14 protein-coding genes are annotated in these 14,534 nt (G+C 41.1%); 2 read left to right on the forward strand and 12 right to left on the reverse strand.

All coding sequences use genetic code 11. The features are described from left to right. Positions 1-337 precede the first annotated feature (337 nt). From J5M87_RS07450 to metG, 12 genes are all read right to left on the reverse strand, one after another. Positions 338-1,006, reverse strand: a complete 669-nt coding sequence (locus J5M87_RS07450; RefSeq protein WP_154608275.1) for a CPBP family intramembrane glutamic endopeptidase — start codon at positions 1,004-1,006, stop codon at positions 338-340. 10 nt (positions 1,007-1,016) lie between these two features. Next, entirely contained in the window at positions 1,017-1,766 is a 750-nt protein-coding gene (locus J5M87_RS07455; RefSeq protein WP_160463244.1) for a DUF3169 family protein, read from the reverse strand. Positions 1,767-1,768: 2 nt separating this feature from the next. Then, positions 1,769-1,957 (reverse strand): hypothetical protein, encoded by a 189-nt coding sequence (locus tag J5M87_RS07460; RefSeq protein WP_154608277.1) that lies wholly within the window; start codon positions 1,955-1,957, stop codon positions 1,769-1,771. After that, positions 1,954-2,151 carry a hypothetical protein gene (locus tag J5M87_RS07465; RefSeq protein WP_154608278.1) on the reverse strand — a complete coding sequence of 66 codons (198 nt, stop codon included), beginning with the start codon at positions 2,149-2,151 and terminating at the stop codon, positions 1,954-1,956. Before J5M87_RS07465 ends, J5M87_RS07460 begins: the two co-directional genes overlap by 4 nt. A 44-nt stretch (positions 2,152-2,195) precedes the next feature. After that, a complete protein-coding gene (locus J5M87_RS07470; RefSeq protein WP_160463249.1) occupies positions 2,196-2,399 on the reverse strand; it encodes a helix-turn-helix transcriptional regulator in 204 nt (67 codons plus the stop codon). Positions 2,400-2,612: 213 nt separating this feature from the next. Continuing rightward, a complete protein-coding gene (alaS, locus tag J5M87_RS07475) occupies positions 2,613-5,231 on the reverse strand; it encodes an alanine--tRNA ligase (protein WP_154608280.1) in 2,619 nt (872 codons plus the stop codon). 19 nt (positions 5,232-5,250) lie between these two features. Then, positions 5,251-5,745, reverse strand: a complete 495-nt coding sequence (locus J5M87_RS07480; protein ID WP_154608281.1) for an LURP-one-related/scramblase family protein — start codon at positions 5,743-5,745, stop codon at positions 5,251-5,253. 198 nt (positions 5,746-5,943) lie between these two features. Then, the gene (locus J5M87_RS07485) at positions 5,944-6,936 is read right to left on the reverse strand and encodes a peptidylprolyl isomerase (RefSeq protein ID WP_154608282.1); all 993 of its coding nucleotides are present in this window, start codon (positions 6,934-6,936) and stop codon (positions 5,944-5,946) included. A 61-nt stretch (positions 6,937-6,997) separates the two neighbouring features. Continuing rightward, on the reverse strand, positions 6,998-7,717 hold the full coding sequence (locus J5M87_RS07490) for an O-methyltransferase (RefSeq protein ID WP_154608283.1): 720 nt from the start codon (positions 7,715-7,717) through the stop codon (positions 6,998-7,000). A 208-nt stretch (positions 7,718-7,925) separates the two neighbouring features. After that, positions 7,926-9,728 carry an oligoendopeptidase F gene (gene pepF / locus J5M87_RS07495; RefSeq protein ID WP_154608284.1) on the reverse strand — a complete coding sequence of 601 codons (1,803 nt, stop codon included), beginning with the start codon at positions 9,726-9,728 and terminating at the stop codon, positions 7,926-7,928. 62 nt (positions 9,729-9,790) lie between these two features. Beyond that, positions 9,791-10,753, reverse strand: a complete 963-nt coding sequence (locus J5M87_RS07500; RefSeq protein WP_154608285.1) for a competence protein CoiA — start codon at positions 10,751-10,753, stop codon at positions 9,791-9,793. Positions 10,754-11,039: 286 nt separating this feature from the next. Beyond that, a complete protein-coding gene (gene metG / locus J5M87_RS07505) occupies positions 11,040-13,040 on the reverse strand; it encodes a methionine--tRNA ligase (RefSeq protein ID WP_154608286.1) in 2,001 nt (666 codons plus the stop codon). A 197-nt stretch (positions 13,041-13,237) separates the two neighbouring features. Here metG and J5M87_RS07510 point away from each other — a divergent pair, with 197 nt between their 5' ends. Both J5M87_RS07510 and J5M87_RS07515 read left to right on the forward strand, forming a co-directional pair. Further along, a complete protein-coding gene (locus tag J5M87_RS07510; protein ID WP_154608287.1) occupies positions 13,238-14,065 on the forward strand; it encodes an exodeoxyribonuclease III in 828 nt (275 codons plus the stop codon). Between the two features lie 9 nt (positions 14,066-14,074). Beyond that, positions 14,075-14,455: a VOC family protein gene (locus J5M87_RS07515; RefSeq protein ID WP_154608397.1), complete on the forward strand. Its 381-nt coding sequence runs from the start codon at positions 14,075-14,077 to the stop codon at positions 14,453-14,455. Positions 14,456-14,534 lie beyond the last annotated feature (79 nt).

Consider the following 14,534-nt stretch of genomic DNA (forward strand, 5'->3'; position numbering starts at 1 on the left):
AATAGAAATTGCAAAACTTAGAATCTAGGGAACCATTTCTCAAGAAAGGTTGCAAAACTTAGAATCTAGGGAACCAGTTTTCAAGAAAAATTGCAAAACTTAAAACCTTGGGAAGCAGTTTTCAAGAAAGATTACAAAACTTAGAATCTAGGGAACCAGTTTTCAATAGAAATTGCAAAACTTAGAATCTAGGGAGGCGTTTTTCAAAAAAGATATGCAAGACTTGAAGCAAATACTCCTAAAACCTCAAAAATATTGATTCTAATTAACTATCAAGTAGACTATGTACTGGTGAAAAAGTGAGCTACAAAAAAGAAGTGAATACCCTCACTTCTTTTTAGAATAATATCGTCACAAAGGATAAGAGATTGTTGGCGAAATGCAGTCCGACAGAGTAGCGCAAATCTCGTTTTGCCAAGTACAGCCATCCTAGACTCACTCCCATGGTAAAATAAATCAAAAAGTCTGATAACGTACGTGGCCCATGTGCCAAGCAGAACAGACCACTGCTCAAGAACAAATAGAAAATGATACTAATCTTTTTTGTCAAAGTTGGGAAGAAGTAACCCGCAAACACCCCTCTAAAGAGCAGTTCTTCCATAATAGGTGCAAAAATGACAACTGCAAAGAAAGAAAAGAGTGGCTGTGATAAGACACTTTGTTCTACAAGCTGTTGGTTATTACTAGGAGGAACTGGCAGAACCTGTTGCCCAACAAGGACTAGAATAAACAAGCCGATTGGATAGAGGATGTTAGACAGCCACGGTTTTGGCAGTTCAATTGTAATATCTTTTTTGCCATAGACATACTTCCAGTAGAGATAGGACATGGCTGTCAGAAAAACTAGGCCAATCACTCCAAAAATCGGCACCATGCGCTCTACCCATTCAGCAGGTATATCAGGTCTCTGATGTGCTACCATATCAAACGTTAATAAACCGGCTCCATTTAAATAGGCATATAGGGCAAGAAACCATAAAACAATGCGAATAAGTATTTTTTTCATCTTTTTCTCCTTATTTGAAATAATTTTTAACTTGCTGAATCCCTCTGAAATTAATATAAATATGGATAAAGGCGACAATCAGAAAGGCTAACAGCTGAAATTCTTGTAGTATCATGGAAATAATAGCGATAATTGGATACAAGGCTGGTAAGACAATTTGATTCAGTTGAAAGAGGGTCATAAAGCTATTTTCGTAATTCGCCTCTCGCTCTCCCTCATCGTAACTCCTTACTAAATTCAAAGCATCTTCTGGCATGGCGAACTTGGGAAAATCATAGTTCCGTACAACCTTAAACGTTTTTTGAAGATCGTTCAGAAGGAAGAACAAAACGATGTACAATAGCACAGGAATCATCATACTCAGCCAATGGGTAAAATCAATTACCACCATGTATAGGCCACCAAAGAGAGAAAAAATCATACTGATTGAAAAGATATTAAAGGCAATCGTTCCATATTCCAACTTCCTAAAAGAAGAGGTGTGAAACGTATCCATCCCTTCCTCGTCATCCCTTTCTTCTGCCTTTTGATAGGCGATCATATCTCGACGACTGTGACTTAGGAAATACCATGTCAAACCAGCCAATAAGATACTTGCTACTTGAGCAAGGTACACATATCCGTCTAAAATTAACAATGGGCGTATAACTTCTTTAAATGCAACACCTTGTGCAATTCCTTTACCAAAAAAATAACCAATCAATCCACACACAAATCCACACACAAATAGAAAACCAACTGTACGTAATCGTTTCTGCATTTTCATTCCCTCACCTCATTATCTTTACCAAAAGCATTCCCCATACTTGCTAAAAGCCCAGCAATGATAAGCCAATCTTCTAGCTGGAAAACCGCTCCCATTAAAATTCTGACTAACATGGCAAGCATTCCAAGAATCCAGCTTGCTTTGAGTACCATTCTGCCTGTAATAACGATTTCATTTTTCTTCATTTTTGATCTCCTTTGCTGTCTTCTTCTATCAGCAAGCCAGACAGAGCTGGTAGGATAATGAGAAATTCGTTTGTCACATCATAGTTTCCTGCAAAGACTTTCCCAGCTACATAGCCCATCATAAATAGTCCAAATAACAACGCGACTACTTTAAAAGATATCTCATTTCCTGCTTGAATCTGTTTCTTTTTCATATTATTTCTCCTACTCTCACTCTACTTCATGCTTGATGGAAGAACTATTCTTCTTCCTCTAAGCGAAAGACTTGCTCCAAGGGTTCGTTGAAAATTTGGGCAATTTTAAGGGCAATGATGACAGATGGAGTGTACTCTCCCCGCTCAATCAGGCTAATGGTTTGTCTTGAAACTCCAGCTTCCTTTGCTAAAGCCGTTTGGTTTAACCCATCTCTGGCTCGTAATTCCTTGAGCCTATTTTTTAGAATCATAGAGAACTCCTTCCTAGCTAGTTCTTCCTAACTTGATTTTATTGTAACACATTCTTTTCTTTTTGACAACTATATTTGTCAAAAAAATAATAATTTTTGTCAAAAAGTTTATTATCTTAGTCAGAATAACTAGTTTCCTTGTCAAAACTCAACTTAAATGACCTATGAACACTAAAAAAGTAGTCTGGAAATCCAGACTACTTTGTCTTCTTATAGATGGTTGCCAACTTCTGCCAAGAGTTTTCCAATTGCAGAGGCATCGCTTCCTCCTGCCATAGCCATGTCTGGTTTACCACCACCGCGACCAGCTACGATTGGAGCGAGTTCTTTAATCAGATTTCCTGCATGGACATCCTTGGTCTTGCTTGCGACCAAGACATTAACTTTTTCACCGATAGCAGCGACGAGCACCAAGACATCTGAATAATCTTTTTGTTTCCAGTTATCAGCAAAAGTACGTAGTGCTCCTGCATCTGACACTTCGATTTGGCTAGCAATATAGCGCAGACCATTTGCTTCTTTAACACCTTTGAAAATATCACCAGCCGCAGCTGCTGCTGCTTTTTCTTTCAAAGCTGCATTTTCTTTTTGCAATTCACGCAACTGTTCTTGCAGACTTGCGACCTTGTTTGGTACTTCTTTGATTTGTGGTGCTTTAATGGTTGTAGCTACTGCTTTAAGCAATTCTTCTTCTTCACGGTAGGCAAGGAAGGCTTCACGGCTGGTTACTGCAATGATACGACGAGTTCCAGAACCAATTCCTTCTTCTTTGACAATCTTGAAGAGACCGATTTCAGCAGTATTTGCCACATGTGTACCACCACACAATTCGATAGAATAATCACCGATGGTTACAACGCGGACTTCTTTGCCATACTTTTCACCAAAGAGAGCCATTGCCCCCATTTCTTTCGCCGTGTCAATGTCTGTCTCGACTGTCACGACTGGAAGGGCTGCCCAGATTTGGGCGTTGACTTCTTCTTCGATACGACGGAGTTCTTCAGCTGTTACGGCTTCAAAGTGGGTAAAGTCAAAGCGTAGAAATTCTTGTTCATTGAGAGAACCTGCCTGCGTTGCATGTTCCCCAATCACGTGATGAAGGGCAGCATGAAGAAGGTGAGTCGCTGTATGGTTTTTCATCACACGGTGGCGACGAAGTGTATCAATGGCAAGAGTATAAGTTGCACCTGTATGCAATTCTCCAAGCACTTCTACTGTATGAAGCGGTTGACCATTCGGAGCTTTCTGAACATCTGTCACACGAGCAACCAGTTGACCTGCTTCATCCAAAATCGATCCATAGTCTGCAACCTGTCCCCCCATCTCTGCATAGAAAGGTGTTTGATTGAAGACAAGTAGGGCTTCGCCACTTGCTAGGCTATCCACACGCGCATTCTCTGCAATAATAACCACTAGGCTTGCGGTCAACTCGTCTGCACCATAGACAAAGGTAGATTCCTCCGTAATACCTGCAAGGGTCTCATTTTGCATGCCCATTGAACCGCCCTTGACAACAGACGCACGCGCACGCTCTTGCTGTTCTTTCATGGCTGTTTTAAAGCCTTCGTGGTCAATGGCAAATCCTTGGTCTTCTGCTAATTCTTCGGTCAATTCAACTGGGAAACCATAGGTGTCATACAGTTTGAAAATATCTTTTCCTTCGAGGGTTGATTTTCCAGCTTCTTTCAACTCAGCTAACAATTCATCCAAGTGGATTGAACCCGCATCAATGGTCCGTGCAAAGGTTTCTTCTTCTCGTTTAACGATTTTTTCGATAAATTCATGCTTTTCAAGCACTTCTGGATAGTAACTTTCCATAATATGGCCAACTGTCACAACTAATTGGTACAAGAAGGATTCATTAATGCCCAAGCGACGACCATGCATAACCGCACGGCGGAGCAAACGGCGAAGGACATAACCACGTCCCTCATTTCCAGGAAGAGCACCGTCACCAATCGCAAAGGAAAGGGCACGAATATGGTCTGCAATGACCTTGAAGCTCATGTTATCCCCATCTGAATCATAGGTTTTACCAGATAGTTTTTCCACTTCACGGATAATCGGCATGAAGAGATCTGTTTCAAAGTTGGTCTTAGCCCCTTGGAAAATCGCAGCCAATCGCTCTAAACCAGCACCCGTATCAATGTTTTTATTTGGCAATTCCTTGTACTCAGAGCGCGGTACTTCTGGATCTGCGTTGAATTGAGAGAGAACGATATTCCAAATCTCGATGTAGCGGTCATTTTCAATATCTTCTTCTAAGAGTCGAATGCCGATATTTTCTGGGTCAAAAGCTTCTCCACGGTCAAAGAAAATTTCTGTATCTGGTCCAGAAGGTCCTGCACCGATTTCCCAGAAGTTGTCCTCAAGCGGAATCAAGTGACTTGGGTCAACCCCCAGAGCAAGCCAACGGTTATAAGAATCGGTATCGTCTGGGTAGTAGGTCATGTAGAGCTTTTCTTTTGAAAAACCAAACCATTCTGGGCTGGTCAACAGTTCAAAGCCCCACTCAATTGCTTCATCGCGGAAATAATCTCCAATAGAGAAGTTCCCAAGCATTTCAAACATGGTGTGGTGACGGGCTGTCTTTCCGACATTTTCAATATCGTTGGTCCGAATGGACTTTTGAGCATTAGTAATCCGTGGATTGTCAGGAATTACTGATCCGTCGAAATATTTTTTTAAGGTTGCTACCCCAGAGTTAATCCACAAGAGGGTTGGGTCGTTGACTGGGACAAGATTAGCAGATGGTTCTACTGAATGTCCCTTTGACTTCCAGAAGTCCAACCACATTTGACGAATTTGTGCACTAGATAATTGTTTCATTTTTCCTATTTCCTTTCCTTTACGTTGCGGCAGCTGCTGAGGCACTCCGCATCTCCTTCACATAATCAATTGCAATAACCAAAGCAATCGTAACATCTGCATAAGCATCCTCATAGACACTTACTTGATAGGTTGAGGTCATTCGAAACCATTCTTGATCAATACGGGCAACGGTTACACCATTATGGAGCAAATCAAATCGCATATCCCAGAAATCACCAATCACCTCCAGGCCTAGATTCTCAATTTCATAACGAGGCTTGAACCAAGAGAATTTTTTCTGAATGATGAATGGGGCTTGCCCTTGAACGGTTACCTCGAAGCGAGAGAAGAACCAAGAGAATTTCCTCTGAATGGTACTAACAAGCTGTCCACTAGCATTGTGAATCTCAAAGTTTTTAAACCACTTGAGCACACTACCTTCGACTTGGTAACATAGTTGACCTCGGTCATCTTTGATGTCAAATTTGCCACCCCAGGACCAAAAACGTTGCTTAATCTGAAACTGTTTCATCCTAGACCTCCAAAAAGAAAAAACAAGAACACTAACGAAGGGCGAAAAACCGCGGTACCACCTTCATTCAATGAACTTGTCATTCTCTTTTTCTATGCAATTGTCATGACTAAGTAGCAAGATAGTCTACCTTATAATATGGCTCGCACCGACCGCCAATTCTCTGAAATAAGGGGGATAGAATATCCATTCTTAATCTTATTTATCTTTTTCTGAACTTGATTCTTTTGTTTCAGAACTGCTTGAAGCCTCTGTACTTGACGCTTCTGAACTTGCAGCATCTCCTGTAGTGATGTATTGTGATAAGATGCCTTGGAAGGCTTGATCTTTCACTTTTACATTCGCTGTTTTAAAGGCTTCTGCAATTACATTTTTAACGTAGGCTGCATCACTTTGTTTGGACTTAACAATCGAATCTTTCAAAATGTCTTTGTATTCTTTCCAATCCGCAGCTTTTTCTGTCTTACTGTTTAATTTTACAACATAAAAACTTGTTTTATAATTTGATAAATTCACATTTTTAACAACTGATGCGCCTACTTGATTGTTGTTTAAAGCAAAAACAGCTGTTTTGACTTCATTTGGTACAGTTGTTGATGTCGAATCAAATTTAATGGTTCCACCATTTTCTTTGGTAGCTGTATCTGTTGAATTATCCTTTGCTAATTGCGCAAAATCAGCACCTTCTGCTTGCGCTTGACCTAAGACTTCGTTTGCTTTTGCTTCGTCATCTAATTTGATAATTTGCGCAGTTACCTCAGGCGTGTAGGCATCGTAAGCCTTTTTATAGGCTTCGTCATCCAATTCTTTCTCTGCTTTTTCTTTTACTGCAAACTCCACCAATTTATTGGCCCGAATTTGTTTCTTATAGGTTTCTTGTGTTAGACCAGCGGAAGTAAGGGCTGCTGTAAATGACTCTCCATATTGTTCAGCCATTTTATCATAGGTTTCATCTACATCTTTGGCTGAAACTTCTTTACCATATTGTTGTTCAAAAACATCACCAATCACCATAGACAATAAGGTCTGTTGCGCTTGCTGGTTGGTTTTAACACGCTCATAAAATTCTGAAACGCTGATTGTATTTCCTTTCATCGTGACAATATCCTTGTCAGATCCATTTGCACAAGCCGCAAGAGTCACAGCTGCAAATAGGGTTACAGCTCCTGCGAGAATTTTTTTAGTCTTCATTGTGAATTGCTTCTCCTTTTTTATTAACTGTACCATTATACCACAAATGCTTAAAAAATACTTAATTTTCTTCTGTCTGAAGGCGTACGTTTTCTACGTTTTTCCTAAGCATGAGTAGACCGTCACTCATAGACACTAAACTCGCTGTCAGGTCAGGATTATCCAAGGTTGCATCAAATAATCGCTGCAACCCCCTATAGATTGTCCGCTGACCACGACGGACTTCCATAATATCACGCGCTACATCGCCACCTTGAAAAATATCATCTAAAATAATCAGTCCTCCAACTTTCACCTTTTTCAAGACTTCTGGTAAAAAGACAATGTACTTCGACTTAGCAGAATCCATAAAGACAAAATCATAGCTATTATCTGCTAAGGTCGGTAACACATCCATCGCTTCACCTTCGACTAATTCAATCTGGTTTCGCTGATCATATTTGGCAAAATTTTCCTTGGCAAAGCCAATCATCTCTTCATTGCGATCAATGGTCGTAATCTTGGAAGTCGGACTATTTTCTGCCATTAACAAAGCAGAATACCCAATCGCTGTCCCAATTTCTAAGATAGCAGCAGGCTGTAGCAATTGCATGAGTAGGCGAAAATAAGCTGTTGTCTCGTGAGGAATAATCGGAATATTCTCCTTACGCGCAAAGTCTTCCAGCTCTTTCAAAAATCCTATATTTTGCGCCTGACGTGTCCGCATCATTTCCACAATTTCTTCCTTTACTACTGGACGGCGCATGTTGTGGTTTGCGTTTTTACTGTATGATTCTACCATTTTTTCAGTATAACATAAGGGATTTTTGCGGTCAAGAATCCTTTTCGAAAATCAAAATGAGTTCTCAGTCCGCAGAAAAAGAGCTAGATGTACTAACTCTTTTTCGTTGGTCTTTCAGTTGAATTTAGAACTAGGAAACGAGTTGCAGACATAACTGAAGTTAGGCAAAGCACGTCAACGATGTCATCATGAAAACTGAATGAGTATATTACAGGTGAACACCTTTTTCAACTAGAGCTTCTAGCTCTGTCAAACGATCTTCAAATACCTTGAAGGCATCGTTCAGGTAGTCTTCTTTTGTCATGTCAACACCTGCTTTTTTGATAACATTTAATGGATAATCTGAACTTCCTGCTTTGAGGTAATCCAAATACCGCTCCTTGTCTTCTTGACTTCCATGCACAATCTTATGAGAAAGAGCAGAAGCTGCTGCAAAGCCTGTCGCATATTGATATACGTAAAAATCATAGTAGAAATGCGGAATACGAGCCCATTCAAATTGAATTTGTGGGTTTTCCTCAGCAGATAAACCATAGTATTTCTCATTGATTTCACTATATAGATTATTCAAAAATTCAGCTGTCAATACCTGACCTTCTTGATCGGCTTTGTAGATTGCCTGTTCAAACTCAGCAAATTGTGTCTGACGAAATACTGTACCACGGAAGCCATCCAAGTAATGATTGAGAATGGCAAAGCGTGTCTTGTCATCTTCGACTTCTGACAATAGTTTTTCTGTCAGGATATTTTCATTAGTCGTAGAAGCAATTTCTGCCAAGAAAATAGAATAATGACCATACACATATGGCTGATTCTTACGTGTAAACATGGAATGAAGCGAATGCCCTGTCTCATGAATCAGAGTATAGAGATTATCAAGCGTATCTTGCCAGTTCAAGAGCATGAAAGCATTGGTATCATAAGCTCCTCCAGAGTAAGCTCCTGAGCGTTTCCCTTCATTTTCATGAACATCAATCCAACGATTTTCAAAGGCTTCCTTAACTTGGGCACTGTATTCATCACCAAAAATTGTTAAGGTATCCGTAGCCTTAGCTAAAGCATCTTCATAGGTGAATTTGTAATCAACATCTGAAAGCGGTGTGTACATATCGTACATTTTCAAATCGTCAATTCCCAATAATTTCTTCCGCAAATTGATATAACGATGCAAGAGTGGCAGATGTTTATTGACAGCCTCTACCAAAGTATCGTAAACAGACTCTGGAATAAAGTTAGCAGACAAGGCTGCATGGCGAGCGCTGTCGTACTTCCGCAAGCGGGCCTTTAAGTTATTGACTTTAACATTGGATTGCAAGGTCTTCGCATAGGTGTGTTGGAATTGCTCATACGTGCTATACAGACCTTCATAGGCTTCTTGACGAACTACACGGTTGCTTGATTCCATAAACGAAATGTAACTGCCGTGTGATAGGGGAACAAGATTCCCATCTTCATCTGTTATTTCTGGGAAACGAATGCTAGCATTATCAAGAACAGAAAAGGTTTCTGACGGTGCATCGAACACTTCACTTGTTGCAGCTAATACTTCTTCTACTTCTTGAGATAGGACGTGTTTCTTGCCTGCTAATAGTTTCTCAAATTGGTGGCTATACTGTTGCAAAGCTGGTTCTTCTTCCATGAAAGCTGCCAGCTGCTCTTCTGTCGCTTCTAAGAATTCTGGTTCGTAGAAGGCAAAGGCTTGTGAAAGAGTTGAATAAAGTCCCAAAGCCTTCGCTTGAAATTCTTGGTATTTTCCTTCACGTGTATCTTGGTCATTTTTCATTGAAGCGTAGACATAAAGCGTTTCCATACGGCGCATGAGTTCTAATTGAGTTTCACTAATTTCTAGTAAACTCTTTGCTGAATCAAGCAAGTGGCCAGCAAATCCCGTTGTCTTTTCTACATCAGCTTGTAGGGCAGCTAGTTCGCCTTCCCATGCTTCATCCGTTGGAAAAATGGTGGTCAAGTCCCACTGGTATTTTTCTTCAATTTCACTACGTTGTTTTGTCATAATTGATTTACCTCCGTACAGACTATTTTACCATAACAAACGTAGTTCTTCTAACGTTAGCTCTACTGTCCGAGTTTTTTCCTTGACTTTATCTGATAAAATGCTGGTGAGTAGAGATACTGCTCTGTCTTGCAATCCAACTGCTGATAATATTGCCAAAAATGAGCATAATAAGCAGACAAATCTTGCTCAATTTGGGCAAATCCGATTGTCGATTCCGGTAGACGAATCTGAGGGTAAAAATCATCTAATGTTTGAGTGAGGAGATTGCCACCCTTCTGATAAAAGTGTGCTTGAAGTTCCAACCATTTGGGAGAGTGATGATAGAGTTGTTTTGCGATATAAGCCAACAACTGTCCATCTGGCTTCCCTTTTAGTACAGCTACTTTTTCCCCTTGATATGGAAAACGTAATATCGTCAATAAGTTCCCCATTCCAAAGGAAAATTCCTTGGTCAAACACTGTACACGACCATGCAAATCCTCATGAATAAGATAACGTAAACGGATTTTTTCACGCTCCCTATCCAATTCCCAAAGAAAAAAACCTATGTGGGAACTAAAATAGAGAAACTGTTTTTGCAGACTGGTCAAACGCTTCTTTAGCCATAAGTCTTTCCCCAAGAGCCAAAGAACGCGGTATCCTGCCTGCTTATAGGAACGTGTCCGCTCTTGTAAGCGACCAATCGGCAAACTTGAACATTGGACCTCAAGAGCCAGTTTGTCTGCTATGAAAATATCAGCAATCTGCTCAATCGTTGGCAATCGTTTTTCGAGTTCTGCCTGGCTATCTTGCAAAGCCCACTGATATAAACTCATTTTTAATTGTAGATGTTGTTCCGATTCATTTTCTGAAAAATAATGGCAATTTTTCAATGAAATATGCGCAAAATGGGGTCGCATAACTTGCCCTTTGCGTAAGCGTACAGGTCCACCACAGCCGGGACAAAAAAACACTTGACCGTCTACTGTTTGCTGTTCGAGTAAGTGGACAGACTGTCCTTGTTCATTTTGTGCAACTAGCATAAGCCCTCCTGTCTATTTATTCGTAAAAAAAAAGAGAAGCTGAGACAAAAATGTCCAGCCTCGATTCCTTTATAGATTTAACAGTTTAACGCATATCAATAGTCAGGGGAGTGACTATTGATACCTGAGCCTAGAAATTCAAAAGCGAGGACTGTCGGGTTTGTAAAACGTTGATAAATCAACATTCTACAAACCGCGTCAACCTTGCGGGGGTGAGACAACAAAATCGATTTCTTCGAAATACCGATTTTTGTCTCACTCCTCATCTTTTCTATTTCTTTGTTATCTATCCAATCACACTACCATTTGGTACGGTAGCATCAACTGTCAAGAGGGTCAAGCTATCTCCATGTTCAGCAGATAGAATCATCCCCTGACTGATGTGTCCCATCATCTTACGCGGTTTGAGGTTGGCTACGATTTGCACTTTTTTACCGACCAATTCTTGCTCATTTGGATAATATTTGGCGATACCTGAAAGAATTTGGCGGTCTTCCTTGTCACCAGCGTCCAATCGGAATTGAAGCAATTTATCACTACCTTCAACTTTTTTAACTTCTTTGACTTCCGCCACACGGATTTCGACCTTTTCAAAATCATCAAACTTGATTTCCTTGCGGTTGAGGGTCAATTCAACCTCTTCTGGTTTCCATTCTTTTTCAGTAGCTACAGCTGGCTGACCTGCTGCCATCTGTTCCTTGATGTAGGCAATTTCCTCGTCCATTTCAAGACGTGGGAAGATTGGCTGACCTTTTGTAACCACTCGCAAGTCTGCTGGTAAATCTGCCAGTGCTAAATCCTCTAAGCTATTTGCTTTTTCCATTCCCAACTGCTCTAGGATAGCGCTACTTGTTGCCATCATGAATGGCCCAATCAAGTGGGCAACCACACGTAGGCTTGCTGCCAAGTGACTCATGACGGCAGCCAGTTCGCTTCGTTTGTCTTCCTCTTTTGCTAACAGCCATGGAGCTGTTTCATCGATATACTTGTTAGTACGGGCAATTAAAGTCCAGACAGCTTCTAGGGCACGTGGATAATCCACCGCATCCATTTGCTTATGGTATTCTGCGATTGCTTCTGCTGCTACCTGTGCCAAATCCGCATCAAAGGCTGTCACATTTTCTGCATAGGTAGGCACTTGTCCATCAAAGTATTTATTCACCATAGCCACCGTACGGTTGAGGAGATTTCCAAGGTCATTGGCGAGTTCGTAGTTAATCCGTCCTACATAATCCTCTGGTGTAAAGGTCCCATCTGAACCGACCGGTAAACTTCTCATGAGGTAGTAACGCAAAGGATCGAGTCCATAGCGCTCCACCAACATATCCGGATAGACAACATTTCCTTTAGACTTAGACATTTTGCCGTCTTTCATGACAAACCAACCGTGAGCAATCAAGCGTTCTGGTAATGGTAAATCGAGCATCATGAGGAGGATTGGCCAGTAAATCGAGTGGAAACGTAAAATATCTTTTCCAACCATGTGGAAAACCGTTCCGTTCCAGAATTTATCAAAATTTGCATGATTTACTTGACCATAGCCAAGAGCTGTTGCATAGTTCAAGAGGGCATCAATCCAGACATAGACAACATGTTTTGGATTGGACGGTACTGGAACTCCCCAGGTAAAGGAAGTCCGGCTGACTGCCAAATCCTCAAGTCCTGGTTCAATAAAGTTTTTCACGATTTCATTCATCCGCCCATCTGGTTGGATGAAATCAGGACGTTCTTTAAAGAAGGCTACCAAGCGATTCGCATATTTGCTCAAACGAAGGAAGTAGGATTCTTCTGATACCCATTCCACCTCATGACCAGAAGGAGCAATTCCCCCAGTCACCTTGCCTGCTTCATCTCGAAAAACTTCTTCTAACTGGCTTTCGGTGAAAAATTCCTCATCAGACACAGAATACCAGCCAGAATATTCTCCTAGATAAATATCGTCTTGTGCCAGCAAACGTTCAAACACTTCTGCGACTACCGTTTCATGATAGTCGTCTGTCGTGCGGATAAATTTATCATAGGAAATGTCCAAGAGTTCCCACAATTTTTTGACCTCATCGGCCATACCGTCCACATATTCTTGCGGAGTAATACCAGCTTCAGCTGCCTTGGTCTGAATCTTTTGACCATGCTCATCCAATCCTGTTAAATAAAAGACATCATAGCCCATAAGGCGCTTGTAGCGCGCTAAAACATCGCAGGCAATCGTTGTATAGGCAGAACCAATATGGAGCTTCCCAGAAGGGTAATAAATGGGGGTCGTAATGTAAAAATTCTTTTCTGTCATAACTTTTCCTTTCAGGGCAAATGAAACCCAGTTCTATTTCTTCATTATATCATAAAAAAGAAGCTGATAACACACAAAATATCACGTACTCTACTTCCCTATGTGTAGAAATGACCACAGAAGATTGAGCACAAAAAAAGCCTACTTCTCTCACTTTTTGATATAATACAAGAAGAACAAAAAGAAAAGGATAGAATATGAAACTCATCTCATGGAATATTGATTCTCTCAATGCAGCCTTAACTAGCGACTCTGCCCGTGCACAATTGTCACAAGCTGTCTTGCAAACGATCGTTACAGAAGACGCGGATATTATCGCCATTCAGGAAACGAAATTGTCAGCCAAAGGACCTACTAAAAAGCATTTGGAGATTTTAGAGCAACTCTTTCCTGATTATGAAAATACATGGCGTTCGTCTGTCGAACCAGCTCGTAAAGGCTATGCAGGAACCATGTTTCTCTATAAAAAAGGCTTGACACCAACTATTACTTTCCCAGAAATTGGAGCGCCAACGACCATGGACTTGGAAGGTCGAATCATCACCCTAGAATTCGAACATTTCTTTGTGACCCAGGTCTACACACCAAACGCGGGAGACGGGTTGAAACGCCTCAGCGATCGCCAAGTCTGGGATGAAAAGTATGCAGAATATTTAGCAACATTAGACCAAGAAAAACCTGTTTTAGCAACAGGTGACTATAATGTTGCCCACCACGAAATCGATCTTGCAAATCCTGCTAGCAACCGTCAATCACCTGGATTTACCGATGAAGAGCGTGCGGGATTTACCAATCTACTTGCCCAAGGCTTCACCGATACCTTCCGCCACTTGCACGGTGACCTTCCTCATCAATACACGTGGTGGGCACAACGCAGCAAGACCAGCAAAATCAACAACACCGGCTGGAGAATTGACTACTGGCTTACCAGCAATCGTGTGGCTGATAAGGTCACCAAGTCTGAGATGATTGACTCAGGTGCCCGCCAAGACCACACACCAATCGTGATGGAAATTGATTTATAAGGAGAAATGATGATTACAACATCAACCACTATGCTCTATGTAGAGGATACAACAGCCGCTATGGAATTTTGGACCGAAAAAATGGGCTTTGTTCTCTTAGATACAGCTGACCACGGAGACGCTATTTCCTATGAAATTACGCCGTCGCTTGAGGCTACGACCAAATTTGGCATTCATGATAAGGAGTGGGTTGCAAAAGCAAATCCTGGTATGACTCTCGGCTTTCCAAGTCTGTTGTTCGACACAGAAGATTTGAAATCTGAGTACGAACGTTTGACACAAGCAGGCGTTTCCACCAATCCCATCATGGAATACCAAGGGATGGTTCATTTCACCTTTGCTGACAACGAAGGACACTACATCGCAGTACGAGAAAGCACCGCCAAATAATGCAAAAAGGCAAAAGAGTTCGCTCTTGCCTTTTTATTTACACCTTGTCAACTTCCTGTCAACTTATTTTTAGCCTTAG

The sequence above is a fragment of the Streptococcus sp. zg-86 genome, assembly GCF_017639855.1.
GTDB lineage: Bacteria > Bacillota > Bacilli > Lactobacillales > Streptococcaceae > Streptococcus > Streptococcus zhangguiae.

What these genes read in the sequence shown, in the direction of transcription:
- J5M87_RS07450 (WP_154608275.1), bottom strand. Translation starts at nt 1,006, where the DNA reads ATGAAAAAAATACTTATTCGCATTGTTTTATGGTTTCTTGCCCTATAT.
- J5M87_RS07455 (WP_160463244.1), bottom strand. Translation starts at nt 1,766, where the DNA reads ATGCAGAAACGATTACGTACAGTTGGTTTTCTATTTGTGTGTGGATTT.
- J5M87_RS07460 (WP_154608277.1), bottom strand. Translation starts at nt 1,957, where the DNA reads ATGAAGAAAAATGAAATCGTTATTACAGGCAGAATGGTACTCAAAGCA.
- J5M87_RS07465 (WP_154608278.1), bottom strand. Translation starts at nt 2,151, where the DNA reads ATGAAAAAGAAACAGATTCAAGCAGGAAATGAGATATCTTTTAAAGTA.
- alaS (WP_154608280.1), bottom strand. Translation starts at nt 5,231, where the DNA reads ATGAAACAATTATCTAGTGCACAAATTCGTCAAATGTGGTTGGACTTC.
- J5M87_RS07480 (WP_154608281.1), bottom strand. Translation starts at nt 5,745, where the DNA reads ATGAAACAGTTTCAGATTAAGCAACGTTTTTGGTCCTGGGGTGGCAAA.
- J5M87_RS07485 (WP_154608282.1), bottom strand. Translation starts at nt 6,936, where the DNA reads ATGAAGACTAAAAAAATTCTCGCAGGAGCTGTAACCCTATTTGCAGCT.
- J5M87_RS07490 (WP_154608283.1), bottom strand. Translation starts at nt 7,717, where the DNA reads ATGGTAGAATCATACAGTAAAAACGCAAACCACAACATGCGCCGTCCA.
- pepF (WP_154608284.1), bottom strand. Translation starts at nt 9,728, where the DNA reads ATGACAAAACAACGTAGTGAAATTGAAGAAAAATACCAGTGGGACTTG.
- J5M87_RS07500 (WP_154608285.1), bottom strand. Translation starts at nt 10,753, where the DNA reads ATGCTAGTTGCACAAAATGAACAAGGACAGTCTGTCCACTTACTCGAA.
- metG (WP_154608286.1), bottom strand. Translation starts at nt 13,040, where the DNA reads ATGACAGAAAAGAATTTTTACATTACGACCCCCATTTATTACCCTTCT.
- J5M87_RS07510 (WP_154608287.1), top strand. Translation starts at nt 13,238, where the DNA reads ATGAAACTCATCTCATGGAATATTGATTCTCTCAATGCAGCCTTAACT.
- J5M87_RS07515 (WP_154608397.1), top strand. Translation starts at nt 14,075, where the DNA reads ATGATTACAACATCAACCACTATGCTCTATGTAGAGGATACAACAGCC.